17 protein-coding genes are annotated in these 22753 nt (G+C 51.2%); 5 read left to right on the top strand and 12 right to left on the bottom strand.

Features of this window, described 5'->3' with window-relative positions; genetic code table 11:
- Positions 1–173 precede the first annotated feature (173 nt).
- Positions 174–815, bottom strand: coding sequence for a hydrolase (locus OGX97_RS15785; protein WP_003021513.1), 642 nt, complete (start codon positions 813–815; stop codon positions 174–176).
- Between the two features lie 273 nt (positions 816–1088).
- On the opposite strand from OGX97_RS15785, the gene OGX97_RS15780 reads away from it, so the two are divergent.
- The gene (locus OGX97_RS15780; protein WP_048235979.1) at positions 1089–1991 is read left to right on the top strand and encodes a LysR family transcriptional regulator; all 903 of its coding nucleotides are present in this window, start codon (positions 1089–1091) and stop codon (positions 1989–1991) included.
- Here the strand turns inward: OGX97_RS15780 and malZ are convergent.
- From malZ to phoB, 5 genes are all read right to left on the bottom strand, one after another.
- Positions 1985–3802 carry a maltodextrin glucosidase gene (malZ, locus tag OGX97_RS15775; RefSeq protein ID WP_279850392.1) on the bottom strand — a complete coding sequence of 606 codons (1818 nt, stop codon included), beginning with the start codon at positions 3800–3802 and terminating at the stop codon, positions 1985–1987. The two genes, OGX97_RS15780 and malZ, sit on opposite strands and share 7 nt — an antisense overlap.
- Positions 3803–3940: 138 nt before the next feature.
- Positions 3941–5314, bottom strand: coding sequence for a proline-specific permease ProY (gene proY, locus OGX97_RS15770; protein ID WP_003021504.1), 1374 nt, complete (start codon positions 5312–5314; stop codon positions 3941–3943).
- 81 nt (positions 5315–5395) lie between these two features.
- The gene (gene brnQ / locus OGX97_RS15765) at positions 5396–6715 is read right to left on the bottom strand and encodes a branched-chain amino acid transporter carrier protein BrnQ (RefSeq protein WP_003021501.1); all 1320 of its coding nucleotides are present in this window, start codon (positions 6713–6715) and stop codon (positions 5396–5398) included.
- Positions 6716–7120: 405 nt separating this feature from the next.
- The gene (phoR, locus tag OGX97_RS15760; protein ID WP_048235981.1) at positions 7121–8416 is read right to left on the bottom strand and encodes a phosphate regulon sensor histidine kinase PhoR; all 1296 of its coding nucleotides are present in this window, start codon (positions 8414–8416) and stop codon (positions 7121–7123) included.
- Positions 8417–8466: 50 nt separating this feature from the next.
- Complete coding sequence (phoB, locus tag OGX97_RS15755) at positions 8467–9156, bottom strand: phosphate response regulator transcription factor PhoB (protein WP_003830970.1); 690 nt, start codon at positions 9154–9156, stop codon at positions 8467–8469.
- A gap of 190 nt (positions 9157–9346) precedes the next feature.
- Here phoB and sbcD point away from each other — a divergent pair, with 190 nt between their 5' ends.
- Positions 9347–10549, top strand: coding sequence for an exonuclease subunit SbcD (gene sbcD, locus OGX97_RS15750; RefSeq protein ID WP_191226337.1), 1203 nt, complete (start codon positions 9347–9349; stop codon positions 10547–10549).
- On the top strand, positions 10546–13689 hold the full coding sequence (gene sbcC / locus OGX97_RS15745) for an exonuclease subunit SbcC (RefSeq protein ID WP_286592599.1): 3144 nt from the start codon (positions 10546–10548) through the stop codon (positions 13687–13689). The genes sbcD and sbcC overlap by 4 nt, the downstream gene beginning before the upstream one ends.
- A gap of 85 nt (positions 13690–13774) precedes the next feature.
- Here sbcC and OGX97_RS15740 read toward each other — a convergent pair whose 3' ends face one another.
- From OGX97_RS15740 to OGX97_RS15725, 4 genes are all read right to left on the bottom strand, one after another.
- The gene (locus OGX97_RS15740; RefSeq protein ID WP_235125007.1) at positions 13775–14773 is read right to left on the bottom strand and encodes a fimbrial protein; all 999 of its coding nucleotides are present in this window, start codon (positions 14771–14773) and stop codon (positions 13775–13777) included.
- A gap of 15 nt (positions 14774–14788) precedes the next feature.
- Positions 14789–17314, bottom strand: coding sequence for a fimbria/pilus outer membrane usher protein (locus OGX97_RS15735; RefSeq protein WP_279850382.1), 2526 nt, complete (start codon positions 17312–17314; stop codon positions 14789–14791).
- A gap of 26 nt (positions 17315–17340) precedes the next feature.
- A complete protein-coding gene (locus OGX97_RS15730; protein ID WP_231504625.1) occupies positions 17341–18063 on the bottom strand; it encodes a fimbrial biogenesis chaperone in 723 nt (240 codons plus the stop codon).
- A 100-nt stretch (positions 18064–18163) separates the two neighbouring features.
- A complete protein-coding gene (locus OGX97_RS15725; RefSeq protein ID WP_057067587.1) occupies positions 18164–18721 on the bottom strand; it encodes a fimbrial protein in 558 nt (185 codons plus the stop codon).
- 549 nt (positions 18722–19270) lie between these two features.
- On the opposite strand from OGX97_RS15725, the gene araJ reads away from it, so the two are divergent.
- Complete coding sequence (araJ, locus tag OGX97_RS15720) at positions 19271–20443, top strand: MFS transporter AraJ (RefSeq protein WP_235125018.1); 1173 nt, start codon at positions 19271–19273, stop codon at positions 20441–20443.
- Between the two features lie 27 nt (positions 20444–20470).
- Here the strand turns inward: araJ and mak are convergent, their stop codons facing one another.
- The gene (mak, locus tag OGX97_RS15715) at positions 20471–21379 is read right to left on the bottom strand and encodes a fructokinase (RefSeq protein WP_100272848.1); all 909 of its coding nucleotides are present in this window, start codon (positions 21377–21379) and stop codon (positions 20471–20473) included.
- A gap of 91 nt (positions 21380–21470) precedes the next feature.
- On the opposite strand from mak, the gene rdgC reads away from it, so the two are divergent.
- On the top strand, positions 21471–22382 hold the full coding sequence (gene rdgC, locus OGX97_RS15710) for a recombination-associated protein RdgC (protein WP_003021479.1): 912 nt from the start codon (positions 21471–21473) through the stop codon (positions 22380–22382).
- Between the two features lie 50 nt (positions 22383–22432).
- On the opposite strand, the gene ppnP is transcribed toward rdgC, so the two are convergent.
- On the bottom strand, positions 22433–22717 hold the full coding sequence (gene ppnP, locus OGX97_RS15705; RefSeq protein WP_003021477.1) for a pyrimidine/purine nucleoside phosphorylase: 285 nt from the start codon (positions 22715–22717) through the stop codon (positions 22433–22435).
- Positions 22718–22753: the final 36 nt, after the last annotated feature.

Genomic DNA, 22753 nt, shown 5'->3' with positions numbered 1-22753 from the left:
GAAGGGTTCCTTGTTGACAGGAAACAGGCCGCTTAGGCCAGGAAAGCAATACACAAAATCATTCATGGTGTATCGAGGCGGCAAGGTTGTGGATCCCCGGGAGCTTACATAAGTAAGTGACCGGGGTACGCAAGCGAAGCCAACAAAGATGCAACATGAAGGATGACATGTATTTAAGCTTTACGTTCCGGCGCGCCATGCACCATGGTATAGGCATAATCCACGCCCATACCGTAGGCGCCGCTGTGCTCGCGTACCAGATCCATGACGGCGTCGTAGGTTTCTTTGCGGGACCAGTCGCGCTGGTACTCGAGAAGAACCTGTTGCCAGGTTACGGGTACGGCACCTGCCTGTACCATGCGGTCGATAGAACGCTCATGAGCATCTACGGACGTGCCGCCGGAGGTATCCGTTACCACATAAACTTCATAGCCTGCCTCCAGTGCCATCAGCGCCGGAAAAGTCAGGCATACTTCGGTCCACAGCGCGGAGATAATCAGTTTTTTACGCCCGGTCGCTTCCACTGCTTTCACAAACGCCGCATCTTCCCAGGAGTTCATTGAGGTGCGTTCAATGGGTTTGACATCAGGATGAACCGCTAACAATTCCGGCCAGATATATCCGCTAAAACTTTTGGTTTCTACAGAAGTATAAATCACCGGAACATTGAATATTTTCCCGGCTTTCGCTAATGCCACGGTATTATTTTTTAAAGTCTGGCGATCAATATTCGCCACACCGAATGACATTTGCGGCTGATGATCAATAAAAATAAGCGTAGAGTTTTGAGGGTCAATCAGTTCCCGAATAGACATAGCACACCTTCTTAATCAATAAGTTAAAAGGCAACGGTCTGTATCTGCCGTCAGCAGCAGGATCCTGAATCAGAAAGCTTGTTGAGTATAGCGGGAAATTTCTAACGAGTTATTAAAGAAAACTTACCATCCTGTGAAACTATTAATTTTGTGTTGCGATATATCCTAAACAACATCAAAAAAATGCGCATGACTCATCTAATTTATTCACTGGCATTGTTTTTCTTCATTCGGTACAACAGAAGGGTTTAATTTTCAGGATATTTTCTGCTTATGCGCATTAATCTGGATGTTTTGCTTATTCTCGACGCTCTCGACAAACAGGGTTCATTTGCCGCAGCGGCCGAGTCGCTGTTTAAAACCCCTGCCGCACTCAGCTATATGATTCAGAAGCTGGAAAGCGATTTGAATATCGAGCTGCTTGACCGTTCCGGGCACCGGGCAAAATTTACCGATACCGGACAGATGATGCTGGAAAAAGGGCGTTTGCTGCTGAATGCGGCAAAAGATCTCGAAAAGCAGGCGGTACAGCTGAGTTCAGGCTGGGAAAAAGAGCTGGCAATTGCGCTGGACGACTCCTTTCCTTTCTCCGCGCTGTTGCCCATTATCGATGAATTTCATGCGCTGAATAAGCAAACTCGCCTCAGTTTTACCCACCATACGCTGGCGGGCTCCTGGGAGGAGCTGACCCATAATGGAGCCGATATTATTCTGGGGGCAATTAATGAACCGCCAACGTCTGCAGCCTGGTCCTATAAAATGCTCGGCACGTTGGACAATGTGTTTGTCGTTGCGCCTGAGCATCCGCTGGCCGCAGCAGCAGACGGCCTGACCAACGAACAGTTATGCCTGCATCGGGCGATTGTTATCAGCGACAGCGCCCGCTTCTGCCATCCGTTACAAACCAATCTGATGGAGGAACAGGCGCAAATCCGCGTCGATGACTTCCACAGTAAGGTGATGCTACTACGAGCCGGTATGGGCTGCGGATTTCTCCCCCGCCATATTGCCAGCCCGTGGCTTACCACGGGCGAGCTGGTGGAAAAAACGGTTATCTCATTTCGCCAAAAAGACGTGGCATATATGGCATGGCGCAATAACCGCGATGGGCTGGCACAGCGCTGGTGGCGGGAAACGCTGCTGGCAAGCCCGGAGATTGCGCGCTTATATCAATGACCTATCCATACTGAGGCGGAAATCGCCGGCAACGTCAGGATATCGTCGGCAAGCATGCCATTGCCCTCTTTGTGCTGCCATTGACTCACGCTCAGTAATGGCGAGGCTGGCAGGACCACTTCACAAGCGTGGCCACGGTTAATCGCCACCAGTACGCGCTGTCGGTTTAGCACGCGAACAAACACCACCACGTTATCCTCGGCGTAAATCACCTGGCAACCACCGTGGCGCAGCGCCTGATTCTGGTGGCGTAATTTTGCCAACCGCTGATACAATGCCAGCAGAGTAGCGTCCTGTTTTTCAGGCTGCCACGGGAACGGTTTGCGACAAAACGGATCGTTGTTCCCGTCCAGCCCCACTTCGTCACCGTAGTAAATACAGGGCACGCCAGGCCAGGTAAACAGCCATACCACCGCTAGCGGTAACCGTGCGACGTCTTTACCGAGCAGAGATTTAAAGCGGGCGGTATCGTGGCTGTCGAGCTGATTAAACATCCGCAGCTGTTGCTGATGCGACAACCCCGCGCGGTAGTTATCCATCCATGCCATACAGGTCTGGGCATCAATGGATTGCGGGTCGTATGAGATATCGGTATTGGCGAGAAATCCCCAGAGGGGGAAAGTAAAGCCGCGATAGTTCATGGCGGCATCTTCTGCATCAGCCTGCAACCACTGGCGCGCATCGCCAAAATGCTCACCCACCACATACGCCTCTGGCTGGGTTTCTTTTGCCGCCTGCGTAATTCCGGCCACATGTTGTAGGTTGTTACGTGCGCCTCCGGCCTCTCCCAGCATGTGCACCACATCAAGACGCCAGCCGTCCATACTCCACGGCGCTTTCAGCCAGTGGCGGACGATACTGTCTTCACCACGATAAATTTCATTCACCAGGCTTTCCGAGGAAAAGTCCAGCTTAGGTAAGCTGGAATATCCCAGCCAGTCGAGCGCAACGCCGTCGGCTGAGAAATGATACCAGTCGCGCCAGGGGGATTCTGGATTATGGCACGCCCCGTCTGTCCCCCGATTATGTCGGTCAAACCAGGCGTGCGAATCGCCGCTATGGTTAAAGACGCCGTCGAGAATCAGACGCATGCCCTGCTGTTGGGTGTTGTGCCGCAGACGCAGTAGCGCCCTGTCGCCGCCAAATTGCGGATCAACATGACGGTAATCTTCGGTATCGTATTTATGCACGCTCGGGGCGGTAAATACAGGATTCAGGTACAGCGCCGTGACCCCTAACGTTTTCAGGTACGGTAGCTTTTCGCTGATGCCGTCCAAATCCCCGCCATAAAACGTGGAGCCACCGGCCTGAGCCGTAAGCGGTTCGTCCCATTCGCGCCGCACGATGTCGTGTCCGGCGGCGTGGTGGTAATAGACGTTATCCTGGCCCGCTTCACGCGACTGGCTGCGGGCAAAACGGTCCGGGAAAATTTGATAGAAAATCTGATCGGCAACCCACTGCGGACCATTATCCGGCACATCAACCGCAAACTGCTCCAGACGCGCAGGCGGAAAACGGCTGAATCCCTGCGGGGTGAACCACAGCTGACGATCGAGCCAAAGTAATTTAAAGCTATAGCGTCGACGAGGCTGCCCGCTGGAGAGATCGATCGCCGCTCGCCACGCGGTCACACCCGGCTGCGGCTGGCTGCGCTGCTTGTGCATAGCCAGCGAAATCTCTTCGTTATCGTTTTCTGCGCGTAGCGTCACCCGCAGGGGTGGATTTTCCCCCGCCAACCATAATGTAATCGTCAGTTGATCTTTGTTTTGCTTAACAAATGGGGCAACCGGAAGGTGCCAGGCGTTCAACATCACGTATCCCCTTTGATGATAATGACGTCACCTTGCCATAGTGAAGTGCAGGATCACTCATCATCTTAACGTTTATTGGGGGAGGAGTTCGGGGGAGGAGAAAATTGCCGGGTAACGCAAAGCTACCCGGCAAAAATATTACTGTGCTTCAGCCAGTTGGCGCTCGCGACGGCGCTTGAATCCCCATCCGACCAGCAGCAGGACAATCCACGCAAAGCCGACGTACAGCGAAATGCGGGTATCCGGATGATAGCCGATGAGCGCGATGATAAAGACCAGGAAAATCAGGCCAACAACAGTCGTCGTGACCCCACCCGGTACTTTAAATTTCAGCGCTTTGACCTCTTCAGGCGGCAGACGACGACGGAAAGCAATCTGCGACAACAGGATCATAATCCACACCCATACCGTGGCGAAAGTCGCCAAAGAGGCGATCACCAGGAAGACGTTTTCCGGCATGATGTAGTTAAGATACACCGCAAACAGCAGCGCGATAGTCATCACCATTACCGTCACCCACGGCACGCCACGACGCGACGTCTTGGCGAACATTTTCGGGGCACTGCCCTGCTCCGCCATGCCGTGTAGCATACGCCCCACACCGAAGACGTCAGAGTTAATAGCCGACAGCGACGCAGTCAGAACCACAAAGTTGAGGATCCCGGCAGCAAAAGTAATGCCCATATGCTGGAACGTCATAACGAACGGGCTACCGTCGGTACCCACCTGGTTCCACGGGTAGATAGACATAATGACGAACAGCGTCCCCACATAAAATACCAGGATACGCATTGGTACGGAGTTGATGGCGCGCGGAATAGATTTTTCCGGGTCTTTGGCTTCGCCTGCGGTAATCCCGATAATCTCAATCCCGCCATAGGCAAACATCACCATTTGCAGCGACATCACCATGCCGAGCCAGCCGTTGCTGAAGAAGCCACCGTTGCTCCATAAGTTATGGATACCGGTTGGTTGCCCGCCGTTGCCAATCCCCCAAATGATGATACCGAAACCGGCGACAATCATGATGATAATGGTGGCGACTTTGAAGAACGAGAACCAGAACTCCAGCTCACCAAACACCTTCACGCTCATCAGGTTGATGGCGCAGATAATCAGCACCACGCTGAGTACCCAAATCCAGTGCGGTACCGCCGGGAACCAGACGCCCATGTATATGCCGAAGGCTGTCACATCGGCAATGGCGACAATCAGGATTTCAAAACAGTAGGTCCAGCCGGTAATGTAGCCTGCCAGCGGTCCGAGGTTTTCCTGCGCGTAGCGCGAGAAGGAGCTGGCTGCCGGGTTATGAACAGACATTTCGCCCAGCGCACGCATAATAATGTACGCCGCGACACCGCCGATAATATAGGCCAGCAATACGCTTGGCCCCGCCATTTTGATAGCGTCGGCCGAGCCGTAAAACAGCCCGGTACCAATTGCTGAACCTAATGCCATAAAGCGGATGTGCCGGGTGCTCAGCCCACGCTTTAGCTTGTTATTACTTTCCATCGATTCCTAACCTGTTAACACAATAAAAAAACCACGGGGCCATGTTAATAGCCCCGTGGTTAAAACTTATTGTCAGTGATATTAGTGTGCGCTGGAGGTCACTTGTCGACCCGCGGCGCGATCCCAGATAACTGCCAGGACCACCATCACGACTGTTGGCATCAACCACGCCAGCCCCTGCTCCGCCAGCGGTAAACGCTGGGTCCAGGCCGGTAACACGTCGCCAATTGCAGAAGCTTTAATGCCATCAAGGATACCAAAAATCAGGCTGATAAACATCGCAGGTGCAATGACGCGGGAAGAATTATGCCACCATGAGCGGGTAAAGCTTAATACAACCAGTGCGATACATGGCGGATAGATAGCCGTCAGCACCGGAATAGAGATCTGAATCAGATGGCTCAGACCCAGGTTAGAAACCACCATCGAGAAGCCGCCGAGGATAAATACCAGCGTACGATAAGACAGTGGAACGTACTGGGCAAAGAACTCTGCGCACGCACAGGTCAGGCCAACCGCGGTAACCAGACAGGCGATGAAAATCAGCGCCGCCAGCAGGAAGCTTCCTGCACCGCCAAAGGTGTGCTGAACATACGCATGCAGAATCGCCGCGCCGTTAGCAGACTGATCGACCAGAATCGCGCTGTCTGAACCCAGACGGAACAGCGCGAGATACAGCAGCGTTAAGCCCACCCCCGCCATTAAACCCGCCCAAACGGTATAACGGGTCAGCAGACGCGCTTCAGTAACACCACGCGAGCGAGCGGCGTTAACGATAACAATACCAAACACCATCGCGCCCAGCGTATCCATGGTCAGATACCCGTTCACGAAGCCATTAGAAAACGCCGCAGTTTGATAGGCTTCCATCGCATTACTGATCGGGCCTGCTGGCCAGACGATTGCAGCGACAGACAGGACCACCAGCGCCAGAATTTTCAGCGGTGCCAGGAAATTGCCCACCGTATCCAGCAGTTTGCCCGGATAAAGCGAAACCAGAATGACAATCGCGAAATAGATAACGCTATAGATAAACAGCGGCAGCGCAGAGTCACCAGTCAGCGGTGCAATCCCGACTTCAAAAGAGACTGTCGCGGTACGCGGGGTAGCAAATAACGGCCCAACGGCCAGATAGCAAACGGTCGCCAGCAGCAGACCGGCAACTTTACCGATAGGCGTGCTCAGTCGGTCCACACCACCGCCGACTTTCGCCAGCGCGACAACGGTAAGCACCGGCAGGCCAACGGCCGTAATCAAAAAGCCAAAAGCCGCAGTCCAGACGTGTTCACCTGCCTGCAAACCAACCATTGGGGGGAAGATGATGTTACCTGCACCAACGAACAGTGCAAATGTCATAAATCCCAAAGCGATAATATCGCGCGATTTTAACTGATGGGTCATAAAGTCTTACTGCCTGTGGATGTGGTGTTGAAAATAGTAAATTTTTGCCTTTCCCTGGGGGACAATACAGCGGCATTTTTGCTCAATTCCAGCGGGAAACACTCCCGACCTGGCGCGGCGAAGAATAGTTTTTCGATTTACCGCGTAAATGCAGTCGGTATGACAGCACCTGGAGCGCAATTTAAACGCTTATAACGTTTTAAAGCAAGGTGGGATCCAAAAACCAGAACAATATAGCGATATGAAAAATAGGGTTAGCACAAAACACCATTTCATGGAAAAAGGTATGGGTAATAATTCGAACAAAAAACAATCAAACGTCGTAAAATTCAGGAGGCATCTATTGACCACATAAAAAAAACCAGCTTGTGCTGGCTTTTGGAAAGATTATCTTACGAATACGTCTTAGCCGTTACTTTTGGCAATGAAACGTTCCGGGATCATGAAACTAAATCGCGCCCCTTTGCCTGGTTCGCTTTCGATGTTCAAACGGCTGTCGTGGTGATGCAGCGCATGTTTCACGATAGCCAGCCCCAGCCCGCTACCACCCGTTTGTCGCGATCTCGCCTTATCCACACGATAAAAACGTTCGGTCAAACGTGGAATATGCTCGGGGGCAATGCCCGGACCGTTGTCTTCCACGCAAAACTCCGCCCCCGACGCCACATGATGCCAGCGTACGGTAATGTGCGTTCCTGCTGGTGTGTGGTTAACCGCGTTGTACACGAGATTCGAGATAGCGCTACGCAACTGCTCCTCGTTGCCTCGCACATTCAGGCTGTTATCGACATCAAAGGTAAACGTATGTTTATGCTGGCTCAGGGTTTGCGCTTCGTGCTCGATCACGCGCAGCATCATGGGTACATCGACTTTCTCATTCAGCTGCAACGTCGGCGCAGCTTCAATTTTTGACAGCGTCAGCAGCTGTTTCACCAGGCCTTCCATACGGTACGTTTGTTCACGCATGGTATGCAGTGCTTTTTCGCGCGTTGTCCCTTCCAGCGGATGCTCCTGCATCATTTCCAGGTAGCCTTGCAGCACCGTCAGCGGTGTGCGCAACTCATGGCTGGCGTTGGCGAAAAAGTTACGCCGTGAACCTTCCAGTTGGTGCATCTGGGTAACGTCGCGCGCCACCATCAACAATTGCTTATCGGTATAGGGCATCACGCGAATTTCCAGATGCCGTCCGGTATTGAGCACCAGATTGATTGGCCGGCTAAAATCGCGCGTTTTCAGATATTGTGTGAATTCCGGGTAGCGCAGCAGGTTAAGAATATTTTGCCCGCTATCGTCCGGCCAACGCAGTCCCAGAACCTGCTGAGCCAGTCCGTTACACCAGAAGATACCGCCTTCTTCGGTGGTCAACACCACCGCGTCGGGTAGGGATTCCGCCCCGCTGCGAAAACGTTTAATCAGGTTACCCAGTTCTCGACGGCGCTTTTTGTTGCGAAGCTGCATTTGATGCAGCCCATATAACAACGGCTCCCAACTGCCTCGCCCCGGCGGCGGCGTCATGCTTCTGTCGACCCATAACCACCAGGACAAACGTAATAAATTCCAGAAATGCCAGATAAGCAGGCCCGTTACCGACGCCAGTAAAAACCAGGGCAGGTAACCGAAAAAAGCGCTAAGGATAAATGCCGGTATGCAGCACAGGATCAGCTCCAGTACCAACCTTTTCCATGACAATCGTTCTAGCAAACGTCTTACTCCATAAACGGCCTAATCCATCAGGCCCTGATTCTTGTCAGTCAAAAGCGGGTCGAAAAACGATATCCCGTCCCGCGAACTGTCTGCACCATTCGATCGTGTCCGCTGTGCTCCAGCGCTTTACGTAAGCGGCGGATATGCACATCCACTGTCCGGTCTTCTACGTAGACATTGGTTCCCCAGACATGATTGAGGAGTTGTTCACGACTGTATACACGCTCGGGGTGAGTCATAAAGAAGTGCAACAGTTTGAATTCGGTCGGCCCCATATCCAGCGGTTCTTCGCCGGTCATTACGCGATGCGAAGTGGGATCAAGACTCAGCCCCTGCATCTCAATAACCTCTTCCACCGCCATGGGGGAAATTCGACGCAGCACAGCTTTAATACGCGCCACCAGCTCCTTGGGAGAAAACGGCTTGGTAATATAATCATCCGCACCGGTTTCCAGACCCCGGACGCGATCTTCCTCTTCTCCTCTCGCCGTCAGCATCATCACGGGGATGTCCCGCGTCATGGCTTCGCGCTTGAGATGCTTAATAAACTGTAGACCCGAGCCGCCGGGAAGCATCCAGTCAAGCAGGACAAGATCCGGCCAGGGTTCATTGAGTTGGTTCACAGCACTGTCATAGTCTTCGGCTTCTACGGGTTGAAAACCGTTTTGCTCGAGCACGAAGCAGACCATTTCACGAATTGGAGCTTCATCTTCTACGACCAGAATACGTCTCGCCATGATTTGCCCTGTTTATAATTAAATCGTTTGCCATCAATACGGTGCCATTATGCGTCAGTTTTATGACAGATTTATGAAAAGATAGTCCAGGTTTAACGCAGCCAGACGAATTATGACAGCCCGGAGACAAGATATTACCGTCTCTGAAAGGTTATAATCCCCGCCACTGTTTTATCGTCATGGAACTCTTATGCGCATCCTTCACACGTCTGACTGGCATCTGGGCCAAAATTTCTACAGCAAGAGCCGCGCCGCTGAACATCAGGCCTTTCTCGACTGGCTGCTGGAAACGGCACAATCCCAGCAGGTGGATGCCATTATTGTGGCGGGCGATATTTTCGATACCGGCTCACCGCCAAGCTACGCCCGTGAGCTGTATAACCGTTTTGTCGTCAATCTGCAGCAAACTGGCTGTCATCTGGTCGTGCTGGCAGGCAACCACGACTCCGTCGCCACGCTCAATGAGTCCCGCGATATTCTGGCGTTTCTCAACACCACGGTCGTTGCCAGCGCCGGCCATGCGCCGCAGGTGCTGCCGCAACGTGATGGCACGCCGGGAGCGATCCTGTGTCCGGTTCCTTTCTTACGACCACGTGACATCATTACCAGCCAGGCCGGGCTAACCGGACAAGAAAAACAGCAGCATCTGCTGGGGGCGATCACCGACTATTACCAGCAGCAGTATCAGGACGCCTGCACGCTGCGTGGCGATCGAAACCTGCCCATCATTGCGACCGGCCATTTGACCACCGTTGGCGCCAGTAAAAGTGACGCCGTACGTGACATTTATATCGGTACGCTGGACGCCTTTCCGGCGCAAAACTTTCCACCCGCGGACTACATCGCACTGGGGCATATTCACCGGGCGCAGGTTATCGGCGGGACGGACCATATTCGCTACTGCGGTTCACCGATTGCCCTCAGTTTTGACGAGTGCGGCAAAAACAAATGTGTACATCTGGTGAGCTTTGAAGCGGGGAAACTCAGCGCCGTTGAAAATCTCACCGTACCGGTCACCCAGCCGCTTGCGGTACTGAAAGGCGATTTAGCCGCCATTACCGCCCAGCTTGAACAGTGGCGTAACGTGCCACAAGAGCCGCCGATATGGCTGGATATTGAAATCACCACCGACGACTATCTGCATGACATGCAACGTAAGATCCAGGCCTTAACCGAAGATTTACCGGTCGAGGTGTTATTGGTGCGCCGCAGTCGGGAACAACGTGAACGTATTATGGCCAATGAACGACGCGAAACGTTAAGCGAGCTAAGCGTAACGGAAGTTTTTGACCGCCGCCTGGCGCTGGAAGAGCTCGAGGAGCCTCAGCGTGAGCGGTTGAATCAGCTGTTTAGCGCAACCTTACACACGCTTGCCGGGGAGAGTGAAGCATGAAAATTCTCAGCCTGCGCCTGAAGAACCTCAACTCCCTGAAGGGAGAATGGAAAGTCGATTTCACAGCAGAACCTTTTGCCAGCAACGGGTTGTTCGCCATTACCGGGCCAACGGGCGCGGGGAAAACCACCCTGCTGGACGCGATTTGCCTCGCCCTGTACCACGAAACACCGCGCCTGAATACCGTGTCACAGTCGCAAAACGACCTGATGACTCGCGATACCGCGGAGTGTCTGGCCGAAGTTGAGTTTGAGGTGCGCGGCGAAGCCTACCGCGCATTCTGGAGCCAGAACCGGGCGCGCAATCAGCCCGAGGGCAACCTGCAGGTCCCGCGCGTAGAGCTAGCCCGCTGCGCTGACGGTAAAATCCTCGCCGATAAAGTCAAAGACAAGCTGGAGATGACAGCCGAGCTTACCGGGCTGGATTACGGGCGTTTTACCCGTTCGATGCTACTGTCTCAGGGCCAGTTTGCCGCCTTTCTTAATGCCAAACCGAAAGAGCGCGCCGAGCTTCTGGAGGAGTTAACTGGTACTGAGATCTACGGCCAAATCTCCGCCATGGTGTTTGAAAAGCACAAGTCGGCGCGTACGGAGCTGGAAAAACTGCAGGCCCAGGCCAGTGGCGTGGCGCTGTTAGCACCAGAGCAGGTGCAGTCCCTGACGGAAAGTTTGCAGGTACTTACTGACGAAGAAAAACAATACCTTACCAGCCAACAAACCCAGCAACAGCACCTCAACTGGCTTATTCGGCAAAATGAGCTTCAGACGGACATAAACCGCCACCAGCAGGCATTAGAGGCAGCACTTCAGGCGCAAGAAGACGCGCAGCCGCAGCTGGCAGCGCTGAGCCTGGCGCAGCCGGCCAGAGCATTGCGCCCTCACTGGGAGCGAATCCAGGAACAAACGGCTACTATCGAGCGTACGCGCCAGAAGATTCAGGAAGTGAATACTCACTTACAAAGCAGCTTAGCGCTGCGCGGGCGTATCCGTCAGCAGGCGCACACGCAATCGACCGCGATACTCGCCGAACAACAGACGTTAACCGACTGGCTGAACGAACATGACCGCTTCCGCTTATGGAGTAGCGAACTGGCAGGATGGAAAGCGCTGCTGGCGCAACAGTCCGACGCCAGCGCCCAGCTACGCCAGTGGCAACAGCTGCGGGAGAACGACACACGTAAGCTCGATGCCCTGCTGCTTCCCACGTTGACCCTTTCGCCGCAGGAAGTGACAGAAGCGCTGGCGCAACATGTGCAGCTTCGTCCACTACGCCAGCGCCTCAGTAATCTGCACGGGCAAATCGCCCCGAAGCAAAAGCAGCTGGCACAGCTACGCGCTTCACTGGTGCAGCGCCAGCAAGAGCTGACCCAGCGCAACGCGGTACTTGCCGAGAAACGTCAGCGCTATAAATATAAAAATCAGCAACTTGCCGATGTGAGACTCATTTGCGAGCAGGAAGCCCGCATCAAAGATCTGGAAAGCCATCGGGCATTACTGGAATCCGGCAAACCTTGTCCGCTTTGTGGCTCTATTACACATCCGGCTATCGCGCGTTACCAGACGCTTGAGCTGAGCGTAAATCAGGCACGACGTGAAGCGCTGGAAAAAGAGGTCAAAACGCTGGCCGATGAGGGTTCAACCCTGCGCGGGCAGCTTGAGGCGATAACGCAGCAACTTCAGCGCGATGAACATGAAGCACAGAGTCTTTCTCAGGAGGAGCAAGCACTTACTCAAGAGTGGTTGACCGTTACCGCCAGCCTCAACGTATCGCTACAACCGCAGGATGACATTGCCCCGTGGCTGGCCGCTCAGGAAGAGTACGAACAACAGCTTCACCAGTTAAGCTTGCGTCATACCCTGCAGGCGCAAATCGCCGCGCATACCGAACAGATTACTCAACTCCAACAGCATATTGACCAGCGCCAGGCGACGTTAACCTCAGAGCTGGACCGTCATGGTCTGGCCCTTCCGCCCGAGGACGAAGTCTCCCCATGGTTAAGCGAACGGGCGAACGAAGCGCAAATGTGGCAACAGCGCCAGAATGAACTGACCGAGATACAGGCCCGGATTGCCCAGCTTGCGCCGCTGCTGGAAACGCTGCCAGAATCAGAGGCTCTTTCTGAAATCATTGAGGATCTGTCGCTGGAAAACTGGCGGCAGGTGCACGACGATTGCCTCTCTTTACAGGGACAGTGGCAAACCTTGCAGCAGCAGGAAGCACAGGACGTTCAGCGCGCCGCAGACATTCAGGCGCAGTTTGATGCCGCATTGCAGGCCAGCATCTTTGACAATCGTGACGCCTTTATCGCCGCCTTGCTGGATGAAGAGACCTTCAACCGTCTTGAGCTGTTGAAACAATCGCTGGAAAACCAGCAACAACAGGCACAAACGCTGCTTAATCAGGCCCAGCAGGCGCTGGTGACTCATCAACAGCAGCAACCAACCGGGGTGGATCTCACGCTCACGGCACAACATCTTCGCGACACGCTGGCACAGCTCACCCAACTGCTGCGGGATAACACCACTCGTCAGGGAGAAATTCGCCAGCAGCTCAGGCAGGATACTGAAAACCGCCAGCAGCAGCAGGCGCTGATGCTGGAGATTGAAAAAGTCGCGCAGCAGGTCGAAGACTGGGGCTATCTGAATGCGCTGATCGGCTCGAAAGAGGGAGATAAGTTCCGCAAATTTGCCCAGGGGCTGACGCTGGATAACCTGGTCTGGCTTGCCAACAACCAGTTAACCCGTCTGCACGGTCGCTATTTGTTGCAGCGCAAAGCTAGCGAAGCGCTGGAGCTGGAAGTGGTCGATACCTGGCAAGCCGATGCGGTGCGTGACACGCGTACGCTCTCCGGCGGCGAGAGCTTCCTGGTGAGTCTGGCGCTGGCGCTGGCATTGTCCGATCTGGTCAGCCACAAAACGCGAATTGACTCCCTGTTCCTCGACGAAGGCTTCGGTACGCTGGACAGCGAAACGCTGGATACCGCGCTGGACGCACTGGATGCACTCAACGCTAGCGGTAAAACCATTGGCGTGATCAGCCACGTCGAAGCAATGAAAGAACGCATTCCGGTGCAAATCAAAGTGAAAAAAATCAACGGGCTGGGCTACAGCAAACTCGACAACACTTTCAGAGTGGAATGACGCTGATTTTTCGACGTATTGATATTGCCGACAAGATCGGCAATATCATTCCCTGCATATTATTCTTACGCTTAAAAAATAACCGCTAGCGGTAAATCATATCAAAGGTCGCCGTGGCGTTGATTTCGCCGGCCCGCAAGTTCTCATTTAAACGTATGACGTGAGCTTTAAACGGCAGAGCGATGCTCCCTTCTGCACCATTTTTTATCGTGGACAGGAGCTCGCCAAAATTCACTAACCGATCGTTATATAAAATTTGCACACCGACACCTTGCGCAGACGTCGGAGAATCAAGATCATTTAATGTCAGAATAGTGCTATCGCCTGCTGCCGTTGTACCAGAAAATAATACATTGACATTGGTATCCTGATCGCACGTCAAATCAATTTTAAAATCAACCGCATCACCAGTATCACCCGGGTTATTCAGACTGACAGTTTTAAAGTAACGACCCAAATTAACAGAAATATTCTTACTATTAAGCACACAACTGGCACTGTTAACTACCACATCTGCATCGGTAAAGTTAATATGAAGTTGGGCGGCGGATTCATATATTCGGGAAGCACTAAATCGTGATAATTGCAAGGGAGTATCTGTAATAGGTTGCCCGGTTGAGATTAATCGCACCTCAAACATTGCCGATACATTTGTGTATTCACACCCCTTACATGTTTTATTACCCTCGGCCTTTGCCGGAGAATAAAAAATACGGGCATCACTTGGTGAGTAGCTTTTGCCACTATCAACAGACAACCACCAAATTTTAATCCCAATGCCTGGGTTATTCGTCTGATAAACATATTCTTCAACACCATTTACCAGCGTCAATGATGAGTCATCATATCCGCGATAGATTGGGTGCACCCCATTACAAAATATATCCGATTGATTTGGAGCACTAAGATAACCGCTATCCCATAGGACAGTTCCTGTAGGGACATCGCGCTGAGCGTTAATAGTCGGAACGGTGACCGTATAGGTTGCGGCTGTCGTATCATTTTTATAATAACATGAAGCATAACTTACCACTGACCAGTTTAGTACAAAAAATACAATCACATACCTAATGAAGGATATCATTATCACTTTTCACCTTTATTTACACTCTGCCGCTAATATAGCAACGGCTTTGTTGGTAAGTTCATCGGCAGGAATAGCAATCTGCGCGGTACACTGCTGTGTCGCTTTCTCACCCCACTTCACCATAACGCGATCGCCTGCCGATACACCGGTTAAATAAACCTGTCCATTATCACCCACGATACTGGCATAATTTTTTTCGTTTTCCCCTGCCAATGCCGCAAGCGCGCCGAAAGGAACGTTATTTCCATTATGTTGTAGCGTTAACAAAACACGTATACCGGTGCGTGCAGAAAATGTTGCCAGTGTGACCGCACCACGCGAAGGAATCACCTGTTTGACGGGCTCCTCAATATCAACCTGCGGGTTACTTGCCGTATTCAATATAATGTTATTCGTTCGATAGGGTGAGGCATATGGAATAACAGCGTAGCCATAGGAATCAGTATATACGCCGGTACTGTTTTCTACTTTAATATCAGGCCCATCGTCGGCATCGACTAAGGTCACCGTTTCAGGTAGCGACTGTGCTAAAGTAAACCCGCCAGCATGGCCGATAATCCCACCTTGTAACTTATAATTCACTTGCCGGCTGTTGTTGTCATAATTGTACCCACCAGAAACAGAGCCAAATGAGCCTTGCCAGGTGGCATTCATACTTCCATTCTCCCCCATTCCATTATTCCCCCAGGACTGCTGGAGATTATAATTGAGGTTATCATCCTGCAATGCAGTACCACTGATCCCAATCAGATGTTGCTGACTACGATGACGGTTATCTGTATAAGTATAATTCGCCCAGGCACTGGGTAACCATTTATCTAAGGGAATACTGACAGTAAATGAAACCTGCTCATCTCGATGTGAGGTTGGCGTTTGCGTCAACGAATAGTTGAGCATAAATCGGATCCGTTCCCAGTTCTGGTTATAACCGACAGATACCGTGCGCTCATATCCCGCCAGTCCCCAGTAATCTTGCTGATAACCGGAGATATAGAAAGAACCTAGCTCATTCAAGCTCTGGCTGATATTTACCTGAAAGCGGCTACGACGGTTATTGGTATTGCGATAAGCATAAAAACTGTCGTCATCAATATCGTTAGTTCGGTTATTTAACGTTTCCGTAAACGTATAAAAATTACGGGTAGAGTAACGATAACTCGCAAGCGTAAGATTGGTGTTGGTCGTATCGATATTCTTCGCATACTGGGCACGATAAGACATCCCCTGCCAGACGTTATCAGCCACTTCGCTTCTGGCCGTTGTGGCATCAAACGAAAACGCGCCAAAATCATGAAGATCGATACCAAAACCTAATGCCGCGGAACGATAAAAATCACTGCCCAACACGCCGCTATACACGGTAAAACCATAAGGCAACCCATAGATAAGTTGCGCTTCGACCAGATTAGGATCCTCTGATGTATCATTATTTTGGTAATGCCCGGCGGCAACGCTATATTGCAATGCCCCCTGTCGCTGCATGATAGGTAAAGAAGACGACGTCTGAACGAAGCTACGCTCGCTCCCATCAGCCTCCGTGATTGTTATATCGAAATCACTGCCGGAAGATACCTGCGGTACATCCGTAATTTCAAACGCCCCTGCGCTGACATAGGTTTGATAGAGGGTGTAGCCATTTTGCTTAATGGTCACCTTAGCATCGCTTTTCGCAATCCCCCGGATCACCGGCGCAAACCCTTGTTGGCTATAGGGCAGCATAGCGGTATCTGTTTGCAGACGAATACCACGAATCGGAAGGCTGTCAAAAATATCTCCCGCAGTAGAGCTATCGCCGAGCGTCAGTTGGCTACGCAGGCGCTTTATATCCCGCTGAATATACGTCGAAATGTTTTCCCAACCATCTCCGCTTTGGTAATTTCCATTGTTTCGTATGCGCCACGGCCCTACATTCAGTCCACTGTTTAAACTCAGGTAATTTTGTGTCGACGAGCCCTGAGAGCTGTAGTGTGTTTTAGAGCCGCTATAGTAATAACCCAACAGTGCAGCAGGTATCCCATCATCCCAATTATCAGGGTCGATATACCCCTGCACTTCCTGATTAACAGCAACTTGCGGAACACGAATATCCAGCCGTTGTTGCTGAGTGGAGAAAGTCCAGGAAGCCTCTTCAATGTAACGTCCGATATCATCAACCGTGGCGTCATCAGACATCGTTTTCATCAATGGCATTTTGCTGACATTGACGCCATAGGCGGCCAGTTCTGATTTTTTTAACACGGGAATGAGTGCGGTATGGGCTTCATTAAGCACATACGTCACATTCTTTTTTTCAACAAAATGATTATTAAAATAAACAGAACTGAGGTAGACGCCTGGTGCAAGTGCATTATCGTCTAAAAAAGTACGGATCGCCTCTGCGCTGTCTATTGGGGAATCAAAACGTAGCGCATCAATATTAAACTCATCATCAGCAACTTGTGATTCAGCGATACAAAACGGACTACACAACATCAACGCGGTGGCAATAGCTGATAATTTCAATGAGAGAATTTCATGATTATTATTGATAGGCCGCATATTGTGGATATCCTTATCCGCCAAATTTAAAGTGACTTTTCCTGTTCGGAAGTGGCATTACCGTAGTCGTCAATTGCGCTCCACCGAACAGACTTAGCGTTCCCACCAGGAAGGGAATAGATCATTTTTGAATAGGGTGAAATCATCATAGACACAGCAGAAAGCGTATCTTTCGGCGGCTTTACCTCTTTGCCGTCAACGGTCATATTATGCAAAGAAATATAGTATGCCGTCGGGTTATCCACAGCCAAACGTCCACCTGAAACAGAAAATATCAGACTTTTGTATGCTTCTTGCGCGTCGTTTTTATTTAATCCTTTTGGTCGCCATATCAGCTTAATACGGCTGCGGGTAGCCAATTGTAGCTTACTTTGTTGTACTAACACTTTAGGCGTCGCTTCGATAGACTTGATATTAGCCCAAAAAATTTGTTCACGATCTTTTTTCAGGATGCCATTTTTATCGACTGAGATAAAATGTAGGATATTCGTCTGTCCGCCAATAAGTTTAAATAACGGAGGAGTAATAATAAGAGGAGGCTTACTTTTATCATTCTTATCGAAGTTATCAACCCATGCCTGAACAAGCTGATTTCCATTACCCGTATTTTTTACTGTTGCCTGAACTTCATCCACATCTCCAGGATAAATAATACGCGTATTACTAATTTGCACCCCCGCCGAAGCAGTGTTTTGAAAAAGAATGAATATTGCTGAAAACAGCAAACCAGAAATGTTGAGATTCATCATTCATCCCTTATGGCTAAATCTCGAAAAGAATTACAGGACATACCCTGATTATCCTATGGCATATCCTGTCTGAACTTACGTCACACCCACTCTACGTCCCTTATGGATAGTAAATGGTATAGGTTGTGGTTGCGGCAAACTCGCCGCCTTTGATACTCGCCGGATCAACGGTTGCCACAACTTTTGATGTGAAGTTAAACGTCAGGTCATTTTCTTCGCTTGCCCCGGTCGTTTGAGCAAAAGCAGAGTTCGCTTCGTCGTTAAAAACGACTTTATCATTGCTGGCATCAGCGCCATAAACCACAATGCCAACACCGGTATCAACGCCGCCAGTAAGCGCTTTCAGCTGCGTATTTTCCGTTGCGGTATCACCTGCAAAGGTCAGGTTTACCACAGTATTTTCCGGGCACTTAGTCAGTTTAATTGCAAACGGCTGAACCTGAGACGCTTCTTCGCCAATACCAGCAAAGGCGTTCGTCCCCAGCGGGGTAAAAGGTACCTGAACATCTTCGCTGTCTGTATCAACCTGGCAAGGCGGGTTAATAATGGTACCAGTAAAAGTGACGGTGCCCTGGTCATCAGTTAAGTCTGCCGCATGCGCAACATTGATAGCTGCAACAAGCAACAAAGAGGCAGAAAGGAGTACTTTCTTTTTCATATGAAATTTCCCTATAATAAATTTTATTATCTTTCGAATGCTGCCTCTGAAATTCCCGCCAAAGACTTTTGCATATAAAAATCCCAAACAGTCCTCAGAAGAGGTCCGAAAGATAGAATCTTATGCGTTCTAACCCAATGGATATTGTGGTCGGCATATATAATATAATATGATTTTTATTTCATCAATAGCACAAAGACAAAAAACAATACCATTATAAAACAGTAAGTTAAAATAAATTAATCACACAAAGAAAAACAATATTTAAATAATTTATAGCTATGCGTTTTATATATAAAAAATAAATCACTATCGATTCATATTCGTTATGAATACAACAACCCATTCCCAACCAGAAACCGCCCATCAATAAAACATTATTTTAGTGTATTTTATATATTGAAAAGACTACAATTCCGAGTCCGTATGTTATCGGCATCTAACATGCAAATAATTGCTTTCAAGAATAATTGCAATCGTTCGTTCAGACTTCACAAATATGATAGCATTAGCCCTACTTAGCTGTTGTTGCTGTGTATGACAGGTGGTATGAAAAAAGTCATTTTCTCTTTAGCCCTGGGGACGTTTGGGCTGGGCATGGCCGAGTTTGGCATCATGGGTGTACTCACCGAATTGGCGCGGGACGTGGGAATCTCCATTCCTGCCGCTGGCCATATGATTTCGTTTTACGCCTTTGGCGTGGTGCTTGGCGCGCCCATTATTGCACTCTTTTCCAGCCGCTTTTCGCTCAAGCATATCCTGCTGTTTCTGGTCACGCTGTGTGTGATTGGCAACGCCATTTTCACCCTCTCCTCCTCGTATTTTATGCTGGCGGTAGGCAGGCTGGTTTCAGGCTTCCCGCACGGCGCATTTTTTGGCGTTGGCGCAATTATCCTGTCGAAGCTCGCCCGCCCGGGAAAAGTCACCGCCGCTGTCGCGGGCATGATTTCGGGGATGACCGTTGCCAATCTGGTTGGCATTCCCGTCGGCACCTGGCTGAGTCAGGAATTTAGCTGGCGCTATACGTTCCTGCTGATTGCCGTCTTTAATATCGCCGTGATGGTCTCGGTCGCTTTTTGGGTGCCCAACATCAGCGATGAAGCAAAAGGAAACCTGCGCGAACAATTTCACTTTTTGAAAAGCCCCGCCCCGTGGCTCATTTTCTCCGCCACCATGTTTGGTAACGCCGGGGTTTTCGCCTGGTTCAGCTATGTCAAACCATACATGATGTTCACCTCCGGCTTTTCCGAAGCGCTGATGACCTTCATCATGATGCTGGTAGGATTAGGAATGGTGTTGGGAAATCTGCTGAGCGGTCGGCTGTCTGGTCGCTATACGCCGCTGCGCATTGCGGTGATAACCGACTTCGTGATTGTGCTGGCTCTGCTGTTGCTCTTTGCCTTTGGCGGGATCAAAGCCGCGTCGCTGACCTTCGCCTTTATTTGCTGCGCGGGCCTGTTTGCCCTGTCGGCACCGCTGCAAATTTTGCTGCTGCAAAATGCTAAAGGAGGGGAGCTGCTGGGTGCGGCTGGCGGGCAAATTGCCTTTAACCTCGGCAGCGCGATTGGCGCCTACAGCGGTGGCATGATGCTGACACTGGGCTTTGCCTACAACTACGTGACGCTGCCGGCGGCACTGCTGTCGTTTTCTGCGATGTCGTCACTGTTGCTGTACGGTCGCCTGAAGCGCGCAGTACCCCAGATGACACACGCTGCCGGATAGCATCTGCGCTACCCGGCTACGCGAACCTTACTCCTGCGGCCACAGCCAGGCCGCACCGCGTACACCGCTGGAATCCCCGTGTAGCGCCTTGCGTAGAGGCGTTTCGCATTCGCCGCCAAAGACAAACTGCTTAATCAACGTCGGAACGTTTTGATACAGTCGATCGACATTGCTCATTCCGCCCCCCAGCACAATGACGTCCGGATCGAGAATATTCACCACATGTGCCAGTGATTTCGCCAGACGACGCTCATAGCGGCTCAACGCCTGCTCCGCAAGAGCATCCTGCGCAGTAACAAGGCTGATAATTTCATTGCCTTTGAGCTGCTTACCGCTCAGACGCTGGTAGTCGGTGGCAAAGCCGGTCCCGGAAATGAAGGTTTCAATGCAGCCTTGTTTACCGCAATAACAGGGGACTTCCTGTCGGAAACGCAGCTCATCTTCGTCCATCCATGGCAGCGGATTATGCCCCCACTCGCCCGCGGTACCGTTACCGCCCGTGTGCGCCCGACCATTCAGTGCCACGCCTGCGCCACATCCAGTGCCGATAATCACCGCAAACACGGTTTGCGCCCCGGCCGCCGCACCATCCACCGCTTCTGAAACCGCCAGACAGTTGGCATCATTTGCCAACCGCACTTCACGATTCAGACGCGAACTCAGGTCTTTGTCAAAAGGTTGTCCGTTAAGCCAGGTCGAGTTGGCATTCTTCACCACCCCGGTGTAGGGCGAGATTGAACCTGGAATGCCCATTCCCACGGTTCCCGTCTGACCGGTGGCGTTTTCCGCCATCTCCACCAGCGTGGCAATGGTTTCTATCGTTTGCCGATAATCATCACGCGGCGTGGGCAGGCGATGGCGAAAAAGCTGTTCGCCCGCATCGCCAAGCGCAATAACTTCCGTTTTCGTACCGCCCAAATCGATACCTATACGCACTGTTTGCTCCTCTTCCCGATTAACAATGCAAGCATAGCGACAATTCGCTATCATGCCCGCTGGATTTAACGACAAGGCCGTGGAAATTATCATGCTGTGGTTCAAAAATTTAATGGTTTACCGTCTTAGCCGCGATGTTTCTTTGCGAGCCGAAGAGATGGAAAAACAGCTGGCATCAATGACGTTCACCCCTTGCGGTAGCCAGGATATGGCAAAAATGGGCTGGGTTCCGCCGATGGGATCGCACAGCGATGCATTAACGCATACCGCCAATGGCCAAATTATTATCTGCGCCCGCAAAGAAGAAAAAATTCTGCCGTCGCCGGTTATCAAACAGGCGCTGGAAGCCAAAATATTCAAACTGGAAGCTGAGCAAGGTCGCAAACTTAAGAAGACCGAAAAAGACTCGCTGAAAGATGAAGTTCTGCACTCATTGCTGCCGCGCGCCTTTAGCCGCTTCAGCCAGACAATGATGTGGATCGATACCGTCAACGATCTGATCATGGTTGATTGTGCGAGCGCGAAAAAAGCCGAAGATACGCTGGCGCTGCTGCGTAAGAGTCTCGGTTCGCTGCCGGTCGTTCCGCTGACGATGGAAAACCCTATTGAGCTGACGCTGACTGAATGGGTTCGCTCCGGCACCACGGCGCAGGGCTTCCAACTGCTGGATGAAGCTGAACTGAAAGCGATCCTTGAAGACGGCGGTGTGATCCGCGCGAAAAAACAGGATCTGGTCTGCGACGAAATCGCCGTGCATATCGAAGCGGGCAAACTGGTCACTAAGCTGGCCCTCGACTGGCAGCAGCGCATTCAGTTCGTTATGTGTGACGACGGCTCCATTAAGCGCCTGAAGTTCAGCGACGAGCTGCGCGATCAAAACGAAGATATCGACCGCGAAGATTATGCTCAGCGTTTTGATGCCGATTTCATCCTGATGACAGGTGAACTGGCGGCGCTGATTAAAAGTCTGGTGGAAGGATTAGGCGGCGAAGCGCAACGTTAAGCCGTGTATAGCGAATGGCGACTCAATATCGCCATTCGTCATTTTTACGCTTACAGGTAACGGCAAAGATAGGATGTTGGCTCTGCTACCTGCAGATGAAACTCGCTGTTGCCCGGTACGTTAAACACGTCTCCTGCGGCATACACTTTCCACTCGGTTTCCCCTGGCAGCAGCACGTTCAGTGCGCCACTAACTACCGTCATCTCTTCAGGCGCCGCAGTACCAAAGGTATATTCACCTTCAGCCATCACGCCTACACTGGCGCGGCCAGTACTGCTGCTGGTAAAACCGATCGATTTTACTTTGCCGGAAAAGTATTCATTACTTTGAAGCATACAACTGGCCCTATCTCGTGATTAAGTTAGGAACCA

The organism is Citrobacter sp. Cpo061 (assembly GCF_030332845.1).
GTDB lineage: Bacteria > Pseudomonadota > Gammaproteobacteria > Enterobacterales > Enterobacteriaceae > Citrobacter > Citrobacter portucalensis.
Note: the sequence above shows the minus strand (reverse complement) of the source record. Positions and strands in the feature narration are given on the sequence as shown.

What these genes read in the sequence shown, in the direction of transcription:
- sbcD (WP_191226337.1), top strand. Translation starts at nt 9,347, where the DNA reads ATGCGCATCCTTCACACGTCTGACTGGCATCTGGGCCAAAATTTCTAC.
- phoB (WP_003830970.1), bottom strand. Translation starts at nt 9,156, where the DNA reads ATGGCGAGACGTATTCTGGTCGTAGAAGATGAAGCTCCAATTCGTGAA.
- rdgC (WP_003021479.1), top strand. Translation starts at nt 21,471, where the DNA reads ATGCTGTGGTTCAAAAATTTAATGGTTTACCGTCTTAGCCGCGATGTT.
- OGX97_RS15780 (WP_048235979.1), top strand. Translation starts at nt 1,089, where the DNA reads ATGCGCATTAATCTGGATGTTTTGCTTATTCTCGACGCTCTCGACAAA.
- malZ (WP_279850392.1), bottom strand. Translation starts at nt 3,802, where the DNA reads ATGTTGAACGCCTGGCACCTTCCGGTTGCCCCATTTGTTAAGCAAAAC.
- OGX97_RS15735 (WP_279850382.1), bottom strand. Translation starts at nt 17,314, where the DNA reads ATGCGGCCTATCAATAATAATCATGAAATTCTCTCATTGAAATTATCA.
- OGX97_RS15725 (WP_057067587.1), bottom strand. Translation starts at nt 18,721, where the DNA reads ATGAAAAAGAAAGTACTCCTTTCTGCCTCTTTGTTGCTTGTTGCAGCT.
- OGX97_RS15730 (WP_231504625.1), bottom strand. Translation starts at nt 18,063, where the DNA reads ATGATGAATCTCAACATTTCTGGTTTGCTGTTTTCAGCAATATTCATT.
- sbcC (WP_286592599.1), top strand. Translation starts at nt 10,546, where the DNA reads ATGAAAATTCTCAGCCTGCGCCTGAAGAACCTCAACTCCCTGAAGGGA.
- OGX97_RS15785 (WP_003021513.1), bottom strand. Translation starts at nt 815, where the DNA reads ATGTCTATTCGGGAACTGATTGACCCTCAAAACTCTACGCTTATTTTT.
- OGX97_RS15740 (WP_235125007.1), bottom strand. Translation starts at nt 14,773, where the DNA reads ATGATATCCTTCATTAGGTATGTGATTGTATTTTTTGTACTAAACTGG.
- proY (WP_003021504.1), bottom strand. Translation starts at nt 5,314, where the DNA reads ATGGAAAGTAATAACAAGCTAAAGCGTGGGCTGAGCACCCGGCACATC.
- araJ (WP_235125018.1), top strand. Translation starts at nt 19,271, where the DNA reads ATGAAAAAAGTCATTTTCTCTTTAGCCCTGGGGACGTTTGGGCTGGGC.
- ppnP (WP_003021477.1), bottom strand. Translation starts at nt 22,717, where the DNA reads ATGCTTCAAAGTAATGAATACTTTTCCGGCAAAGTAAAATCGATCGGT.
- brnQ (WP_003021501.1), bottom strand. Translation starts at nt 6,715, where the DNA reads ATGACCCATCAGTTAAAATCGCGCGATATTATCGCTTTGGGATTTATG.